Genomic DNA, 16,139 nt, shown 5'->3' on the forward strand with positions numbered 1-16,139 from the left:
CAGCAACTGCGAGCACCACCACCAAGCATCCCCATCAAGCACCACGGCGAGCACCATCGGCGAGCACCATCAGCGAGCACTGCCGGACAGGCCCTAGCCGATGAATTCCGGGCGACCTTTGCCCCACCGAAGACGAATATTCCGTACGATGATTAGGTATGTAAGCCCTGAAAGCGATAATGCCCAAGACCCATTATTATAAAATAGAAGCCTCCGGCCGCAAGGGTCGGAGGCTTTGGCGAGGCTGCAATCGCGCGTCGATTTAAAATTAGAATACGTTGGCGAGACGCGCTTGGTTTTTCGCCTCGTAAGCGGAGATCTCGTCCGCGTGCTTCAGCGTCAAGCCGATGTCGTCCAGTCCTTGCAGCAGGAATTGACGGCGATGCTCGTCGAGCTCGAAGGCGATCGACAGACCGTCCGAATCGGACAGCACCTTGTTCTCCAGATCGACGGTCAGCTGATAGCCTTCCTTTGCGTCCGTGCGTTGGAACAGGTCTTCGACTTGCTCCTCGCTCAGCTTGATCGGCAGAATGCCGTTCTTGAAGCAGTTGTTGTAGAAGATGTCCGCGAACGAAGGCGCGATGACGACGCGGAAGCCGTAGTCGAGAATCGCCCAAGGCGCGTGCTCGCGGGAGGAGCCGCAGCCGAAGTTGGCGCGCGAGATCAGGACCGAAGCGCCTTGATAGCGCGGCTTGTTCAGGTTGAATTCGGGAATGACGTTCCCTTGCTCGTCGAACCGCCATTCAAAGAACAAGAATTGGCCGAAGCCGCTCCGTTCGATGCGCTTGAGGAATTGCTTCGGAATAATCGCGTCGGTATCGACGTTGACGCGGTCGACCGGCGCCACGAGACCCGTCAGTTTGGTAAATGGTTGCATCGTATCCGTTCTCCCTTCTTATGCCGTCACTTCGGACTTGAATTCCCAGTTGCGGACGTCGGTGAACTTGCCCTTGATCGCCGCGGCCGCAGCCATCTCCGGCGATACCAGATGCGTTCGTCCGCCGCGGCCTTGACGGCCTTCGAAGTTCCGGTTGGACGTCGAGGCGCAGCGCTGTCCGGGTTGCAGGACGTCCGGGTTCATCGCGAGGCACATGGAGCAGCCCGCTTCGCGCCATTCGAATCCGGCAGCGGTGAAGATCTGGTCAAGTCCTTCCTTCTCCGCCTGGATCTTGACGCGTCCGGAGCCCGGCACGACGATAGCCGTGACGTTCGCGCTGACGGTATGGCCCTTGGCGACAGCCGCGGCTGCGCGCAGGTCTTCGATCCGGCCGTTCGTGCAGGAACCGATGAAGACATAATCGATCGGAATCTCGGACATCGGCGTGCCCGGCTTCAGATCCATGTATTCCAGCGCTTTCTCGGCCGCTTTGCGTTCGTTCTCGGTCGGCAGCTTCTCCGGGAAAGGTACGGCGGACGTGATGCCGGTGCCCATGCCCGGGCTTGTGCCCCAGGTGACTTGCGGAACGAGCGACTCGACGTCCAGCTCGACGACCGTATCGTAGACGGCGCCTTCATCGGACTGCAGCGCCTTCCACTGCGCCACGGCGCGGTCGAAGTCGTCGCCTTGCGGCGCGTATTCGCGGCCGCGCAGGTAGCTGAAGGTCGTCTCGTCCGGCGCGATCAGGCCGGCGCGCGCGCCGCCTTCGATGGACATGTTGCAGACGGTCATGCGCTCTTCCATGGACAGGTCGCGGATCGCTTGGCCCGTGTATTCGATGACGTAGCCCGTCGCGAAGTCGGTGCCGTACTTGGCGATCAGGCCGAGGATGAGATCCTTCGCCGTGATGCCTGCCGGACGCTTGCCGACGAAGCGGACTTCCATCGTCTTCGGCTTCGCTTGCTGCAAGCATTGGGTTGCCAGCACGTGTTCGACTTCGCTCGTGCCGATGCCGAAGGCCAGGGCGCCGAACGCGCCGTGCGTGGACGTGTGGCTGTCGCCGCAGACGATCGTCTTGCCCGGATGGGTCAGGCCGAGCTCGGGACCCATGACGTGGACGACGCCTTGGTCGATCGTGTTCAGGTCGTACAGCTTGACGCCGAACTCGGCGCAGTTGGCGGTCAGCGTATCGACTTGCTGCTTGGAGATCGGGTCCGCGATATTGAAGCGGTCCTTCGTCGGGACGTTGTGGTCCATCGTCGCGAACGTCAGGTCGGGACGGCGCACCTTGCGGCCGCTCAGGCGCAAGCCTTCGAACGCTTGCGGAGACGTCACTTCGTGCACCAGGTGCAAGTCGATGTACAGAATGCTCGGCTTGCCCGTTTCCGAATGAATGACGTGATTGTTCCAAATCTTCTCGAACATCGTCTGTTTACTCATGATTTTCACCCCGTAATGAACTCTCTACCGATTCTTGACCTAAGCATACCATCTCTTCTATCATTGTTCCAAGATATAATACCTATAAGGTTAATAGTTCCTGAATATAAGGAGGGCGTCCCATGGAGTTCAGACTGTTGCAATACGTCATTCAAATCGCCGCCGAACGCAACTTTTCCCGGGCAGCCGAGAAGCTGCATATCGCGCAGCCTTCCCTCAGCCAACAGCTGTCGAAGCTGGAGAAGGAGCTCGGCGTCCTCCTCTTCAAGCGGAGCACCAACTCGGTCGAGCTGACCCATGCCGGCAGCGTCTTCGTCGGCAAAGCCCAGCAGATCGTCGACATGACCGAGCAGCTTCGCCGCGAGATGGAAGATCTCGCGGATCTGCGCAAGGGGCGGATCGTCGTGGGCAGTCTCCCGATGACCGGTTCGCATGTGCTGCCGCACGTGCTCCCCGCCTTCCGCGGCGCGTACCCCGACATCGAGATCGCGCTCGTCGAGGACACGTCCGCGCAGCTCGAGCAGCTGACGGCCAGCGGCGGCACCGACGTCAGCCTGCTCTCCCTGCCGCTGGTCGAGCCGGCGCTGGCCTACGAGCCGATCATCGAGGAAGAGATCTGCCTCGCCGTCCCGCCGGATCATCCGCTGGCCTCCGCCGCTTCCGCGCGCGACATCGCCATGGCCGAGCTGAAGGACGAATCGTTCGTCATGCTCAAAAAGGGCCAGGGCTTCCGCGCCCTCGCCCACAATATGTGCCAGGAGGCCGGCTTCAGCCCCCGCGTCGCGGTGGAGAGCGCCAACATCGAGACGGTGCAGTCGCTCGTCGCGGCCGGCATGGGCATCGCGCTCGTGCCGGAAATGGTGACCCGCAGACCGCTCCAAGGACTGGCGCCCGTTCATCTGCATCTACAAGGCCGACCGCACCGCACGCTCGTCATCGCCTACCGGAAAGGCCGATACTTGTCCAATGCGGCGGAAGCGTTCATCGCGACGTTCCGGGAGACGATGAAGCGGCTGGCGAAATGAAAGAGCGACCAGCGCCCCGGCGGCATCCGCAGCCGGGCCTGTCGTCTACCGTATCCGGCCCTGCCGTCGTCCGCATCCGCAGCGGCCCTGCCGTCGTCCGCATCTGCAGCAGTGCTTGCCGCCGTTCGCAAACCGCAGGCTGAACGCGACCCGACGCCCGCTTAGTCCAGCCATCCGTTCCCCGTCGCGATCGCGACGGCGTCGATGCGGTTCTTGGCATCCAGCTTCTGCAGAATCTCCGAGATGTAGTTGCGAACCGTCCCGCCGGACAGGTAGAGCGTGCCGGCGATCTCGTTCACGGACTTGCCGTCGGCGAGGAGCGACAGCACGGAGCGTTCCCGCTCGGAGAGCGGGTTGGTCTTCTCCCATAGCGAGACGGACAGCTCGGGACTGATCGCCCGCTTGCCGGCCATCACGGTGCGCAGCGCGGCGGCAAGCTCCTCGATCGGCGCGTCCTTCAACAGATAGCCGCTTACGCCGGCCTGCATCGCCCGCTGAAAGTACCCCGTACGCGAGAAGGTCGTCAGGATGACGATCTTGCACGGATGGCCTTCCTTGCGCAGCGTCTCCGCCACCTCCAGGCCGGTCATCCTCGGCATCTCGATATCGAGGAGGCACAGATCCGGCGTCAGCGTGCGTACCATGCGCAGCGCTTGCTCACCGTCCTCGGCTTGGCCGACGACCTCCATGTCCTCCTCCATGCCGAGCAGCATGCCGAGCGCGCCGCGCAGCATGCCTTGGTCTTCCGCGATCACGATGTTCATTCCTTTCCCTCCCTGGCTATCGCCATTTCCATGATCCGCGCTCTCGCTTGCTCCTGCTCCCCGGCTTCGCCGCGGGAGGCGACCGGCAGCGTCATCGCGATGCGGCATCCGCCTTCGGGCGGCGAATCCGCCTGCCATTGCCCGCCCAGAAACGACAGCCGCTCCCGCACGTTGCGCAAACCGTTGCCCGCCTGCAGCTTCCCGTCGCCGGATTCGGGCAGCCCTTTGCCGTTGTCGCGGACCGTCAGCACGAGCTGCGTTGCATCTTGGGACAAGGCGATTGCGCATCGGGTGGCGCCGCTGTGCCGGACGACGTTCGTGATCGTCTCCCGCAGGCTGTATGCCAGGACATGCCCTTCGAGCGGATGGACGTGCTCGGCGGCGTCGAAGCCCTCCGCTTCACAGACGATATTGGCGCTCCGCAGCAGCTGCCGCGCCCGCTCCAGCTCGTCGGTCAACCGCAGCGCCCGCATGTCCGTCACCAGCTCCCGGATCTGCTTGAGCGCCGTTCTCGCCGTCCCGTGAATCTCTTGGATCTCCATGCGCGCCCGCTCCGGCTGCCGCGTCACGAGCTTGCCCGCGATCTCGCTCTTCAGCGAGATGAGCGTCAGCGTCTGACCCAACGTATCATGCAGATCGCGGGCGATCCGCTCGCGCTCCTCCTGCTGGATCAGATGCCGGATCCGCTCGTTTGCGGTATCCAACTGCCTGCGCAGCTCGCGAGACCGTCTCATCGATCGAAAGATGAACGGGAACGCGATCATGATGGCGATCGGCGGCAGCAAGTTCGCCCACTCGTTCGGAGAGATGAGGTCGAACTCCCCGATCAGCACGGCCGCGATGGCGACCGACAGCGCCCCCATGATCGCGAGCGTTTGCCAGTACCGCGCCTGGAAGACCGCCAGGGCCACGATGTAGAAGCCTAGCGTGATCATCCCCGGGTCGCTGAGGAAGGCGAGCGTGCAGGCGATCGCCGTCATCGCCAGCGCGGCCGCGAACGACCAGGCGCGCCGCTTGAAGCCAAGGATGTAGCAGACGCCGAATATCGCCACGAGGGACAAGCCGAACGCGGCGATGTCCCAAGGCAAGCTTACGAGATAGAAGATCGGAACGCCTAGGTAGACGAGAAAGAGGTAGGGGACCCAGGTAGTTGCGTAGTGCTTGCCGATCACGTCCCCCCCCTCCCGCCCCGGCCTCATGCCCTGGCACCCTTTCTCGACAGGCGCCAGACGGCGAGCAGGATGAAGACGGCCGCGTAGCCGAGCAGGATGGCCGGCGTCTCCCACGGGATCGCCCTTCCCGCCATGATGTTCCAAGCGCCTTCGGCAAATCGGTAGGAAGGCAGGGCGTGAGCGACGTTTACGAGCCACGCCGGCATCTGTTCGGTCGGCGTCCACAATCCGCCGAGCAGCGACAGCATCATCTGCAGCACGGTCGAGAGCACCGTCACGACCTCCGGCGCGTCGAACGTGCCGAGCAGCGTGCCGAGCGCGAGGAACGGGATCATCCCGAACAGCAACCACAGCGCGCTCTCCAGCCAGAAGTGGGCGGGCATATGGATGTGCTTCACGAGGATGCCGACCGCGAACATGAGGACGATAATCCCGACGTGAATCGCCGCTTGGGCGAGAATCTTCGAGAACAGGTAGGCCGAGTTGGGCAGCGGGGTCGTGCGCAGCCACTTCGCCCATCCCTGCGTCCGCTCCTGGGAGAGCCGCGGCCCCAGCGAATTGAGGCTCGAGCCGATGATGCCGAAGGCCGTCATCGAAATGAGATAGTACGCCTTCCAATCGATGCCGCCGATCTGGACGTTGTCGCCCACGGAGGCGACGAAGACGAAGTAGAGCATGACCGGCATGACGATCCCCAGCATGAAAAACCTGCGGTTGCGCATCGTGCGCAGCAATTCGGCGCCGCTCTGCGCCTTCCACATTCTGATGTATGCGTTCATTTAAGCCGTCTCCCCTTTTCGTTCGCGGCTCCAGATCGTCTGGAGCGCCTGTTCCAAGCCGCCTGCCGAAATCTCGATATCGGAAATGTCCGCGCCGTCGCGGATAAGCGTGCGCAGCAGCCGATCCGTATCGGCCGCCGTGAGGCGCACGCGCCTCCCGTCCCAAGCCGTCTCGGCGCCGCCGATCAGCGCGCGGAGCCGCTCCGGCGTCACGTCAGGCCCCGCCGTGAAAGTCATCGTGCGGACGCGGTTCAGGCGGCGGATCTCGTCCAGCGTGCCGTCCGCCTTCAGGATGCCTTCGTCGATGACGACGACCCGGTCGGCGATCCGTTCCGCCTCGTCCATATGATGCGTCGTCAGGATCAGCGTCTTGCCCCGCGCCTTGAGCTGTTCGATCGTCTCCCAGAAGCGCTGGCGGGACTCGATGTCCATGCCGACCGTCGGCTCGTCCAGGAAGAGCAGTTCCGGATCGCCCGCCAGCGCGAGCGCGAAGGACAGCCTACGCTTTTGACCGCCGGAGAGTCCCTGCGTCATCAGCTTCGCGTGCGGCGTCAGGCCCGACCAATCGAGCAGCGTCCGAAGCGGTAGCGGCTTGTCGTAATACTTGCGCACCAGCTCGATCGTCTCCTCGACGCGCAGCCGCTCGATCACGCTGACTTCCTGCATCATCGCGCCTAGGCGGTCGCGAACCTTCGCGTCCGTCGGCTTGCCGCCCAGCACGGACAGCCGCCCCTCCGTCGGCGACGAGACGCCCAGCAGCATCGACAGCGTCGTCGTCTTGCCCGCTCCGTTGCGCCCCAGCAGCGCCATCGAAGTTCCTCGCTCCACCCGCAGACTCAGCTCCTGGACGGCGACCTTCTTGCCGAACCGCTTCGTAACCTTGTTCAAATCAATAGCCGGCGACATCTTCGTCTCACGCTCCCCTTCGTTCTTCACATCCTTATCGTACAAGATGCGGCGGGTTTGCGTCAGACATAGATATCACCGGCCGGGGATGACATTTGTCATGTTTGCGGCATGTTATTCGTAGACGGACGGTCGGCGGTCGGCGAATACCGGGATGCGGCCGCGCACTTCGTCGGTCAGCGCCAAGTCGATATCGGCGTACAGCACGTCCTCCTCTTCGCCCGCTTCCGCGATCACTTCGCCCCACGGATCGATCACCATCGAATGCCCGAAGAAATGCGTGGCGCCGCTCACGCCGCTGCGATTGCAGGCTACGACGTACATCTGATTCTCGATGGCGCGGGCCTGAAGCAGCGTCCGCCAGTGATGCAGCCGGGGATGCGGCCACTCCGCCGGAACGAACAGCACCTTGGCGCCGTCCAGCGCCAGCTTCCGCGCCAGCTCCGGGAAGCGGATATCGTAGCAGATCATGACGCCGGCGGGGATGTCCCCGAGCGCGAAGTGGCCGGGCTTGTCGCCCGCTTCCAGATGCAGATGCTCGTCCATCAGCTGGAACAGATGGATCTTGGCGTACTCCGCGATCTCCCGGCCTTCGCGATCGAAGCCGTAGACCGTATTCGTGACGGCCCCGCCGCGGTCCGTCCGGCGCTCGGCGATCGAGCCGGCGATCACGTTCACGCCGTATTCGCGGGCGATGGCCGAGATCGCCGCCCTCGTGCGCTCGCCGTCGGGATCCGCCAGCGTCCGAATCTCGGTCAGAGCGTAGCCCGTGTTCCACATCTCCGGCAGGACGACGACGTCCGGCTTCGGAGACGCGGCCGCCGCTTCGCGGAGCTTCCGCTCCGCCCGGGCGAAGTTGGCTTCGACTCGGCCGACCTCGATATCCATTTGAATAAGCGCGATGCGCAGTGTTGTCGACATAGTCGGTCGCTCCCTTGATTTCGGTTCGGTTGTGCGTTATGGTTTCCATCCTACCCCATTCCCGGCGGACCGACAAGCAGGAGCCGGAGGTATTCCGTCTTTTCCGATTGTCGCACATGGGCGGATTATGCTACATTCATCGTATGTATTTTTGAATAGGTTGGAGAGTGACCGTACATCATGACTTTTAACGTTCAACCGGCCCTGCGCATGCAGACGCTGCCGGAGCAATTTTTCGCGACGCTGGTCGCCAAAGCCAACGCCCGCGTCGCCACGGGCAGCGACGTGATCAATTTGGGCCAGGGCAATCCCGATCTGCCCACGCCCCCGCACGTCGTCGACCGCCTGAAGCGGGCGGCCGAGAATCCGCTCTACCACAAGTATCCGCCGTTCCGCGGCTTCCCCTTCTTAAAGGAAGCGGTAGCGAAGCGATACAAAGAAGACTACGGCGTCGATCTTGACCCCGCGACGGAGGTCGCCATCCTGTTCGGAGGCAAGACCGGTCTCGTCGAGATCAGCCAATGCCTGCTCAATCCCGGCGACGTCTGCCTCGTGCCGGACCCGGGCTATCCCGACTATTGGTCGGGCGTCGCGCTAGCCGGCGCGGAGATGGCCTTCATGCCGCTGTTGGCGCAAAACGGCTTCCTGCCGGATTACGGGGCGCTGCCGGAGGACGCGGTGAAGCGCGCGAAGCTGATGTTCCTCAACTATCCGAACAATCCGACGTCGGCCGTCGCCACGCGGGAATTCTATGAAGAGACGGTCCGATTCGCGGAACGGAACGGCGTCGTCGTGGCGAGCGACTTCGCCTACGGCGCGATCGGCTTCGACGGGCAGCGGCCGGTCAGCTTCCTCGAGACGCCCGGCGCCAAGGAAATCGGCGTCGAATTCTACACCTTGTCCAAGTCGTACAACATGGCCGGCTGGCGGGTCGGCTTCGCGCTCGGGAAAAAGCAGGTCGTCGAGCTGCTGAACCTGATTCAGGACCATTACTACTGCAGCCTCTTCGGCGGCATCCAGGAAGCGGCGGCCGAAGCGCTGACGGGACCGCAGGACGCGGTCGCCTCACTGGTGCACACTTACGAGCGCCGGCGCAACGCGCTGTACGACGCCTTGGCCGGCATCGGCTGGCGGGCGCCGAAGCCCCCCGGCTCGTTCTTCTGCTGGCTGCCGGTTCCCGAAGGCTATACCTCCGTCTCCTTCGCCGATCTGCTGCTGGAGAAGGCCGACATCGTCGTCGCGCCGGGCATCGGCTTCGGCGAGAGCGGCGAAGGCTACGTGCGTCTCGGGCTGCTCGCGCCGGAAGAGCGGCTGCGCGAGGCGGCCGAGCGGATCGGGAGGCTGGGGCTGTTCGGCTGAGCGTACCTCCGCCTCCCGCGCCTCCGGTTTGGACGCTCGTGCCTTTACAAGGCTTAGGACGCATGGTATTCTAAGGATAATTCGCGTCGCCCGAAGCGGCGGCGCGTTCGTGCAAACGCAACGACGGGAAACGAAGCGGAACCGGGCTTGTCCAGAGAGTAAATTCCTAGGCTGAGAGAATTTACGCAAGCCCCCGCCTCCCCCATCCCCGAGCGGCCGGCGAGGAGTCGGACAGATCCTGCTGTTATCAGGAACCAAGCGGATGCCGCGCCGGTCTCGATCGGGCGGCCTCAACGAAGGTGGTACCGCGGAAGCCAGGGCTTCCGTCCTTTGACAAGGACGGGAGTCTTTTTATTTTTCAACGTATCAAACTTACATGCCGCAACGCCACTGATGGATGAAATAACGGTAGCGGCATCGTTTTTTCAGGGCATTAAGGTTAAATTCATGGTGTAGGAATGCCTTATTTCATGGGGGCGGCTTCACATCAGCCATACTAGCGTCGGGCAAGCAATAACTTGCAAAAGTACAACTTATTTTGCCCATTTTGGCGTTTTGAAGGCAAAAACTTGTAATCGTACAACTTATTTGGGCCAATATCACCAAACGAGCAACAAGAGACGGAATAAGTGGTACTTTTGCAACTAATTATGATTTTGAAGACGTTAGTGGCGAAAAAAGTGGTACTTTTACAACTAATTATGATTTTGAAGACGTTAGCGGCGAAAAAAGTGGTACTTTTACAACTAATTATGAAGACGTTAGCGGCGAAACAAGAGGGACTTTTACAACTTATTGTGATTTGGACGGCGCAGCGGTTAAAGAGGAGTATGTCTACAACCTTTCAGTCTGTTCTGGCTGCTGCCGGCCGTTTTTTGGGGGACATGCGGCTCTTAGACGATCAGACTTGCATGCCGCAGCACGGCACCGTGGCGGGAGCGTTATTTCGGGACAGAAAGCAGAAGTTCCGCCTCTTCATTGCAGATATGTCTCCGATCAAAACGCGTCGTCGCTTGGATAGACGACAAAGCCGTTATTACTTCTCGTAAAGAAGGTGAATCGCATGAATCGTCGTATCGTCGTCAAGATCGGCAGCAGCTCGATCACGTCCGAAGAAGGCGGTCTGAACCGCGCGCATATCCGCTTCTTCGCGGATGAGCTCGCGTCCCTGCAGGCGTCCGGCCATCAGGTGCTGCTCGTCAGCTCCGGCGCCATCGCCGCCGGCTTCCGCCGGGTCGGCTATGCGGCTCGTCCGAAGCTGGTGCACGAGAAGCAAGCGTCCGCCGCCGTCGGTCAAGCCCTGCTCATGGAAGCGTATCAGGAAGCGTTCGCCGCGCACGGCATCGCCGCCGCGCAAATATTGCTGACCCGTCCCGACTTCGGCAACCGCCAGCGGGCACTGAACGCGCAGCTTACCATCGAGGAGCTGCTGAAGCTGAGGGCCGTCCCCATCATTAACGAGAACGATACGGTCGCCGTCGACGAGATCAAGTTCGGGGAGAACGACTCGCTGTCCGCCCTCGTGGCGAATCTCGTGAAGGCGTCCGGCCTCTATATCCTGACCGATATCGAAGGCTTGTTCACCGCGGACCCCCGCAAGGATGCCAGCGCCAGGAAGATCGAACGCGTCGACGTCATCTCCGAAGCGCTGTACCGGATCGCCGGCGGCGCGGGATCGGCCGTCGGGACGGGCGGCATGCGCTCGAAGATCGAGGCCGCCCGGATCGCGATGGGCGGCGGCGTCGCCACCTTCGTCGGCCGGGTGACCGAGCCCGGCGACCTCGTTGCCGCCGTGGCGGGCTCCGGCAGGGGCACCTACTTCGCGTCCTCCCTCCACTCGCTGCCCGCCAAGAAGCAGTGGATCGGCTTCCTGTCGGTGCCGCAAGGACGCGTCGCCGTCGATGCCGGCGCCGAAGCCGCGCTGCTGAACGGCGGCCGCAGCCTGCTGCCGGCGGGCGTCCTGTCCGCGGAAGGCGACTTCCATCCCGGCGACGTGATCGAAGTCGTCAGCGCGGACGGCCGGATCCTCGGCCGGGGCGTCTCCAACTACAACGCCTGGCAGATCACGGCCGTCGCCGGCCTGTCCAGCGAGGATGCGTCGCGCCGCGTCGACGTGTCCCGCGTCGAAGTCATTCACCGCGACGAGTGGGTGACCACCTACGTACCTAAGGAGGCTGAATTGTCATGAGCGAAGTGAGAACCAAAGCCGCGCAGGCCCGCGAAGCATCCCCCGCGTTAAGCCGATTGACGACGGCACAGAAGAATGAGGCCCTGCTCCGCATGGCGGACGCGCTCGTTCGCGAGCAGGACGAGATTATCGCCGCCAACGGCCTTGATCTGGCGCGCGGCCGCGCGAACGGCACGTCCGAATCGCTGCTCGACCGGCTGAAGCTGACGCCTTCGCGCGTCGAAGCGATCGCGCAAGGGCTGCGCGAAGTCGTGGAACTGCCCGATCCGGTCGGCGAAGTGCTCGAATCGTACGATCGTCCGAACGGCCTGCATATCGAGAAGCGGCGCGTGCCGATCGGCGTCATCGGCATCATCTACGAGGCGCGCCCGAACGTGACGGTCGACGCCGCCGGCCTGTGCCTGAAGACCGGCAACGCGGTCGTGCTGCGCGGCGGCTCCGCCGCGCTCGACTCGAACCGCCGCATCGTCGAGACGCTTCGCGGCGCCCTGCGTCAGACCGCGATGCCTGCCGACGCCCTTCAACTCATCGAAGACGCGGACCGCGCCTCGGTCGACGAGATGCTCAAGCTGAACGGGCTGCTCGACGTCATCATTCCGCGCGGCGGCGCGTCGCTGATCCAGAACGTCGTGAAAAACGCGACCGTGCCGGTCATTGAGACGGGCGCCGGAATTTGTCATACTTATGTGGACGAGAGCGCGGACGCCGCCATGGCCGAAGCCATCGCCGTGAACGCGAAGGTGCAGCGGCCGTCCGTGTGCAATTCGATGGAGACGCTGCTCGTGCATGAGGCGTTCGCCTCGCGCCATTTAGCCGGGCTCGCGGAGAGCTTCCGGGACAAAGGCGTCGAGCTGCGCGGCTGCGGCCGCACCCGGGACCTCGTGGCCTGGGCAAAGCTGGCGTCCGACGATGACTTCGCGACCGAATACAACGACTATATCCTGAACGTCCGGATCGTAGACGGGCTGGACGAAGCGATGGCGCACATCCGCCGCTTCGGCACGATGCACTCGGAGTGCATCGTCACGGAGGATGCGGCGAACGCAGAACGCTTCCTCCAAGAGGTCGACGCCGCCGCCGTCTACCGCAACGCCTCCACCCGTTTCACGGACGGCTTCGAATTCGGCTTCGGCGCGGAGATCGGCATCAGCACCCAGAAGCTTCACGCGCGCGGACCGATGGGTCTGCCGTCGCTGACATCCACCAAGCACCGGGTGACCGGCAACGGCCAAATCCGGCAATAGGAGCGTGATTCGCATGTCATCTACTTCAAGAAACTCTTCTGCGCTTCAGAGCGTCAATATCGTCTTCTACGGCGCGGGTTCGATGGCGGAGGCCATCCTGCGCGGCCTCGTCGAGAACGAAGTCGCCTCTCCGTCGCGGATCACCGTGATGAACCGCAGCAACGCGGAGCGCCTGCGCGAGCTGCAGGACCGCTACGGCGTCGAAGCCGCCTCTGACGACGCGGCGCGTGAAGCCTCGCTCGCGAAAGCGGACGTAATCGTGCTCGCGATGAAGCCCAAGGACGCGGCCGTCGCGCTCGCCGCCTTGAAGGCGACGCTTCGGCCCGAACAGCTGCTCGTGTCGCTCATCGCCGGCCTCTCGATCGACACGATGCAGCGGTTGACGGACCGCGCCCAGCCGATCGTCCGCACGATGCCGAACACGTCGAGCACGATCGGCCTCGGCGCGACCGGCATCAGCTATTCGGCGAGCGTGTCTCCGGGCGGCCGCCAGCTCGCCCAAGGCATGTTCGACGCGATCGGCATGACGACCGTCGTCGAGGAACACCTGCTGGAGAGCGTCACCGCGGTCTCGGGCAGCGGCCCCGCCTACATCTACTATATGATGGAGGCGATGGTATCTGCCGGCGTCGCCCAGGGCTTGACGCCGGAAGCGGCGCTCGAGCTGACCGTGCAGACGGTGCGCGGCGCCGCCGAGATGGTGCGGCAGACGGGCGAGTCTCCCGCCGATCTGCGCCGCAAGGTGACGTCCCCGAACGGCTCGACCCAAGCGGCGATCGAGACGCTCGAACGCCACGACTTTGGCGGCGCCGTCCGCAAGGCGATGGACCGCTGCGCGGCTCGCGCCGCCGAGATGGGTCAAGCGATCGCGGACGAGGCGCTCTCCCGCTAAAGAAACGACGAGAAAGAAGGTCTTCGATTCATGAGTCATCCTATGAGCACCGCAACCTACCGGTTGTATGACGATAAGGCGGACTTCCGCAAAAAAGCGGAAGGCATCGCCGTCGGCCTGACGGTCGGAAGCTGGACGGAGCTGCCCGAGGTCGCCAAGCAGAAAATGGAGAAGCACCTCGGCCAGGTCGTCTCCGTCGAAGCGCACGAACCCGAGAACGCGGCGCCCGGCGAACGGTACGCGGACATTACGATCGCCTACCCCGACGCCAACTTCAGCCGCGACATCCCCGCCCTGCTCGTTACCGTCTTCGGCAAGCTGTCGATGGACGGCCAGATCAAGCTGCTCGATCTGCAGCCTTCCGCCGCGTTCCTGCAGGCGTTTCCCGGCCCGAAGTACGGGATCGCGGGCGTCCGCGAGCGGCTTGACGTGCCGGACAGGCCCCTCTTGATGAGCATTTTCAAATCGGTGATCGGCTACGATCTGGACGGCCTCCGCGAGCAGTTCCTCCAGCAGGCGCTGGGCGGCGTCGATCTGATCAAGGACGACGAGATTCTGTTCGAGAATCCGCTCACGCCGCTGGAGCGCCGGGTCGAGACTTGCATAGGCGCGGCCCGCGAAGCCGAGCGGACGACCGGCCAGAAGCTGATCTACTTCGCGAATCTGACCGGCCCGACCTCGCAGCTGCGCGCGAACGCCCGCCGGGCGATCGACGCCGGCGCGAACGGCCTTCTGTTCAACGTGCTGGCCTACGGCTACGACGCGTTGGCGGAGCTGGCCGCGGACGCCTCCATCGACGTGCCGATCGCCGCACACCCGGCGATGGCCGGCGCCTTCTATCCGTCCGCGTTTCACGGCATCGCCGCGCCGCTGCTGCTCGGCAAGCTGATGCGCGTCGCGGGCGCCGATCTGTCGCTGTTCCCTTCCCCCTACGGCTCCGTCGTGATGCCGAAGGCCGAGAACCTGGCCGTGCAGGACGCGCTCGTGAACGGCAAGCTGCCGCAGGCCGCCTCCTTCCCGGTCCCGTCGGCGGGCATCCACCCCGGCCTCGTGCCGCTCATCCTGCACGACTTCGGGCAGGACGTCGTCGTGAACGCCGGCGGCGGCGTGCACGGGCATCCGCTCGGCGCGGCGGCCGGCGGGCGCGCCTTCCGCCAAGCGATCGACGCCGTCATTTCCGGCACGGGCCTCGAACAAGCTGCCGCCCGCCACGAAGAACTTAGAATCGCCACCGAGCGCTGGGGGATCCGACAACCATGACCGCAACCTTTGAACGCCCTCCCGTCCTGTTCTGCGACTTCGACGGGACGATTACGCTCCGCGACAACATCGTCGCCCTGATGAAGCACTTCGATCCGCCGGGCTGGGAGCCGATCGTCTCCGATATCGTCGCGCTGAAGAAGTCGGTCCGCCAAGGGGTCGGCGAGATGTTCGCCCTCCTCCCCTCCTCCATGCGGCAGGAAGTGACGGACTATATCCTGCATAACGCCGGCATCCGCGACGGATTTCCCGAGCTGCTCGCCTGGTGCAAGGAGAACGGCGTCGAGTTCTTCGTGACGAGCGGCGGCATCGACTTCTTCGTCTATCCGCTGCTGGCGCCGTTCGGCATTCCGGCCGATCATATCTTCTGCAACGGCAGCGACTTCGAGGGCGAGCGGATTCGCATCACCTGGCCCCACGCCTGCGACGATCAATGCGACAACGACTGCGGGATGTGCAAGACGGCGGTCATCCGCCGCTTCCCGAAAGACGCGTACGCGCGCATCCTGATCGGCGACAGCATCACCGACTTCGCCGGCGCCAAACTCGTCGACCTGGTCTTCTCCCGCTCGCACCTGACCGAGCGCTGCCGGGAGCTGGGCCTGCCGCACATTCCGTTCGAGACGTTCCGCGACGTCGTCCGACATTTATCGCAAGGAGACTGGAAACGATGACTACGTTACTGCTGGAAGAAAAGCAGCGGGCCTACCGCGAGCTGAGTATCGTCAAAGCGGACTTCGCCGCGCGGGGATGGTTCCCCGGCACGAGCGGCAACCTGTCGATGCGCGTCGGCGACTATTCGCCGGAAGCGTTCGCCTTCGCCGTCACTGCGAGCGGCAAGGACAAGGCCGCATCGACGCCGGAGGATTTCCTCTTGGTCGATCAGACCGGGCAGCCGATCGAGGCGACGAAGCTGAAGCCGTCCGCCGAGACGCTGATTCATTGCGAGATCTACCGCCAGACCGGCTGCGGCGCCATTTTCCACATCCATTCCGTCTTCAACAGCATCGTCTCCGAGCTGTTCTGGGAGCGGCGCGCCGTCCCGGTCGAAGGCGTCGAGCTGATCAAGGCGTTCAACATTTGGGACGAGGAGGCCGTCATCGACGTGCCGATCGTCTCCAACTTCGCCGACATCCCGAGCATCGTGCCGGAGGTGACGGAGCGTCTGGACAAGCGGATCCCGGGCATCCTGCTGCGCAAGCACGGCATTTACGCCTGGGGCCGCGACGCTTTCGAAGCGCGGAAGCACCTCGAAGCGTTCGAGTTCCTGTTCGAATACGTCTACCGCATGCAGCTCTTGAAGCGCTAATGC

General features: G+C 63.5%; 17 protein-coding genes. 10 read left to right on the plus strand and 7 right to left on the minus strand.

The window, feature by feature from the left end; all coding sequences use genetic code 11:
* Positions 1-268: 268 nt before the first annotated feature.
* Positions 269-877, minus strand: coding sequence for a 3-isopropylmalate dehydratase small subunit (gene leuD, locus H7C19_RS25615; protein ID WP_185671929.1), 609 nt, complete (start codon positions 875-877; stop codon positions 269-271).
* A gap of 18 nt (positions 878-895) precedes the next feature.
* Positions 896-2,317 (minus strand): 3-isopropylmalate dehydratase large subunit, encoded by a 1,422-nt coding sequence (gene leuC / locus H7C19_RS25620; RefSeq protein WP_185671930.1) that lies wholly within the window; start codon positions 2,315-2,317, stop codon positions 896-898.
* Between the two features lie 122 nt (positions 2,318-2,439).
* Between leuC and H7C19_RS25625 the strand changes: the two genes are divergently transcribed.
* Together H7C19_RS25625 and H7C19_RS25630 are read left to right on the plus strand one after the other, a co-directional pair.
* Positions 2,440-3,342 carry a LysR family transcriptional regulator gene (locus H7C19_RS25625; RefSeq protein WP_185671931.1) on the plus strand — a complete coding sequence of 301 codons (903 nt, stop codon included), beginning with the start codon at positions 2,440-2,442 and terminating at the stop codon, positions 3,340-3,342.
* On the plus strand, positions 3,339-3,485 hold the full coding sequence (locus H7C19_RS25630; RefSeq protein WP_185671932.1) for a hypothetical protein: 147 nt from the start codon (positions 3,339-3,341) through the stop codon (positions 3,483-3,485). The genes H7C19_RS25625 and H7C19_RS25630 overlap by 4 nt, the downstream gene beginning before the upstream one ends.
* Before the next feature lie 18 nt (positions 3,486-3,503).
* Here the strand turns inward: H7C19_RS25630 and H7C19_RS25635 are convergent, their stop codons facing one another.
* From H7C19_RS25635 to H7C19_RS25655, 5 genes are all read right to left on the minus strand, one after another.
* The gene (locus tag H7C19_RS25635) at positions 3,504-4,106 is read right to left on the minus strand and encodes a response regulator transcription factor (RefSeq protein ID WP_185671933.1); all 603 of its coding nucleotides are present in this window, start codon (positions 4,104-4,106) and stop codon (positions 3,504-3,506) included.
* Positions 4,103-5,278: a sensor histidine kinase gene (locus H7C19_RS35550; RefSeq protein ID WP_185671934.1), complete on the minus strand. Its 1,176-nt coding sequence runs from the start codon at positions 5,276-5,278 to the stop codon at positions 4,103-4,105. The genes H7C19_RS25635 and H7C19_RS35550 overlap by 4 nt, the downstream gene beginning before the upstream one ends.
* Positions 5,279-5,301: 23 nt before the next feature.
* Complete coding sequence (locus H7C19_RS25645) at positions 5,302-6,057, minus strand: ABC transporter permease (RefSeq protein WP_185671935.1); 756 nt, start codon at positions 6,055-6,057, stop codon at positions 5,302-5,304.
* Positions 6,058-7,008, minus strand: coding sequence for an ABC transporter ATP-binding protein (locus H7C19_RS25650; protein ID WP_246469797.1), 951 nt, complete (start codon positions 7,006-7,008; stop codon positions 6,058-6,060).
* Between the two features lie 69 nt (positions 7,009-7,077).
* Positions 7,078-7,884 carry a carbon-nitrogen family hydrolase gene (locus tag H7C19_RS25655; protein ID WP_185671937.1) on the minus strand — a complete coding sequence of 269 codons (807 nt, stop codon included), beginning with the start codon at positions 7,882-7,884 and terminating at the stop codon, positions 7,078-7,080.
* A gap of 180 nt (positions 7,885-8,064) precedes the next feature.
* Between H7C19_RS25655 and H7C19_RS25660 the strand changes: the two genes are divergently transcribed.
* The 8 genes from H7C19_RS25660 to mtnB all read left to right on the plus strand — a co-directional run bounded on the left by H7C19_RS25660 (position 8,065) and on the right by mtnB (position 16,136).
* Positions 8,065-9,243 carry a pyridoxal phosphate-dependent aminotransferase gene (locus H7C19_RS25660; RefSeq protein WP_185671938.1) on the plus strand — a complete coding sequence of 393 codons (1,179 nt, stop codon included), beginning with the start codon at positions 8,065-8,067 and terminating at the stop codon, positions 9,241-9,243.
* A gap of 650 nt (positions 9,244-9,893) precedes the next feature.
* Positions 9,894-10,292 (plus strand): hypothetical protein, encoded by a 399-nt coding sequence (locus H7C19_RS25665; protein WP_221469477.1) that lies wholly within the window; start codon positions 9,894-9,896, stop codon positions 10,290-10,292.
* A 14-nt stretch (positions 10,293-10,306) separates the two neighbouring features.
* Positions 10,307-11,431, plus strand: a complete 1,125-nt coding sequence (proB, locus tag H7C19_RS25670; RefSeq protein ID WP_185671940.1) for a glutamate 5-kinase — start codon at positions 10,307-10,309, stop codon at positions 11,429-11,431.
* Positions 11,428-12,675 carry a glutamate-5-semialdehyde dehydrogenase gene (locus H7C19_RS25675; protein ID WP_185671941.1) on the plus strand — a complete coding sequence of 416 codons (1,248 nt, stop codon included), beginning with the start codon at positions 11,428-11,430 and terminating at the stop codon, positions 12,673-12,675. The genes proB and H7C19_RS25675 overlap by 4 nt, the downstream gene beginning before the upstream one ends.
* Positions 12,676-12,688: 13 nt before the next feature.
* Entirely contained in the window at positions 12,689-13,567 is an 879-nt protein-coding gene (gene proC, locus H7C19_RS25680; protein WP_185671942.1) for a pyrroline-5-carboxylate reductase, read from the plus strand.
* 30 nt (positions 13,568-13,597) lie between these two features.
* Positions 13,598-14,827 (plus strand): 2,3-diketo-5-methylthiopentyl-1-phosphate enolase, encoded by a 1,230-nt coding sequence (locus H7C19_RS25685; RefSeq protein WP_246469799.1) that lies wholly within the window; start codon positions 13,598-13,600, stop codon positions 14,825-14,827.
* Complete coding sequence (locus H7C19_RS25690; RefSeq protein ID WP_185671943.1) at positions 14,824-15,501, plus strand: 2-hydroxy-3-keto-5-methylthiopentenyl-1-phosphate phosphatase; 678 nt, start codon at positions 14,824-14,826, stop codon at positions 15,499-15,501. The genes H7C19_RS25685 and H7C19_RS25690 overlap by 4 nt, the downstream gene beginning before the upstream one ends.
* Positions 15,498-16,136: a methylthioribulose 1-phosphate dehydratase gene (mtnB, locus tag H7C19_RS25695; RefSeq protein ID WP_185671944.1), complete on the plus strand. Its 639-nt coding sequence runs from the start codon at positions 15,498-15,500 to the stop codon at positions 16,134-16,136. The genes H7C19_RS25690 and mtnB overlap by 4 nt, the downstream gene beginning before the upstream one ends.
* Positions 16,137-16,139 lie beyond the last annotated feature (3 nt).

Source organism: Cohnella nanjingensis (genome assembly GCF_014212125.1).
GTDB classification, from domain to species: Bacteria; Bacillota; Bacilli; order Paenibacillales; family Paenibacillaceae; genus Cohnella; species Cohnella nanjingensis.

Coding starts and splice junctions, on each gene's coding strand:
- H7C19_RS25660 (WP_185671938.1), top strand. CDS start 8,065: ATGACTTTTAACGTTCAACCGGCCCTGCGCATGCAGACGCTGCCGGAG.
- leuC (WP_185671930.1), bottom strand. CDS start 2,317: ATGAGTAAACAGACGATGTTCGAGAAGATTTGGAACAATCACGTCATT.
- leuD (WP_185671929.1), bottom strand. CDS start 877: ATGCAACCATTTACCAAACTGACGGGTCTCGTGGCGCCGGTCGACCGC.
- H7C19_RS25665 (WP_221469477.1), top strand. CDS start 9,894: ATGATTTTGAAGACGTTAGTGGCGAAAAAAGTGGTACTTTTACAACTA.
- H7C19_RS25645 (WP_185671935.1), bottom strand. CDS start 6,057: ATGAACGCATACATCAGAATGTGGAAGGCGCAGAGCGGCGCCGAATTG.
- H7C19_RS25675 (WP_185671941.1), top strand. CDS start 11,428: ATGAGCGAAGTGAGAACCAAAGCCGCGCAGGCCCGCGAAGCATCCCCC.
- mtnB (WP_185671944.1), top strand. CDS start 15,498: ATGACTACGTTACTGCTGGAAGAAAAGCAGCGGGCCTACCGCGAGCTG.
- H7C19_RS25690 (WP_185671943.1), top strand. CDS start 14,824: ATGACCGCAACCTTTGAACGCCCTCCCGTCCTGTTCTGCGACTTCGAC.
- H7C19_RS25635 (WP_185671933.1), bottom strand. CDS start 4,106: ATGAACATCGTGATCGCGGAAGACCAAGGCATGCTGCGCGGCGCGCTC.
- H7C19_RS25630 (WP_185671932.1), top strand. CDS start 3,339: ATGAAAGAGCGACCAGCGCCCCGGCGGCATCCGCAGCCGGGCCTGTCG.
- H7C19_RS25655 (WP_185671937.1), bottom strand. CDS start 7,884: ATGTCGACAACACTGCGCATCGCGCTTATTCAAATGGATATCGAGGTC.
- H7C19_RS25625 (WP_185671931.1), top strand. CDS start 2,440: ATGGAGTTCAGACTGTTGCAATACGTCATTCAAATCGCCGCCGAACGC.
- proC (WP_185671942.1), top strand. CDS start 12,689: ATGTCATCTACTTCAAGAAACTCTTCTGCGCTTCAGAGCGTCAATATC.
- H7C19_RS25685 (WP_246469799.1), top strand. CDS start 13,598: ATGAGTCATCCTATGAGCACCGCAACCTACCGGTTGTATGACGATAAG.
- proB (WP_185671940.1), top strand. CDS start 10,307: ATGAATCGTCGTATCGTCGTCAAGATCGGCAGCAGCTCGATCACGTCC.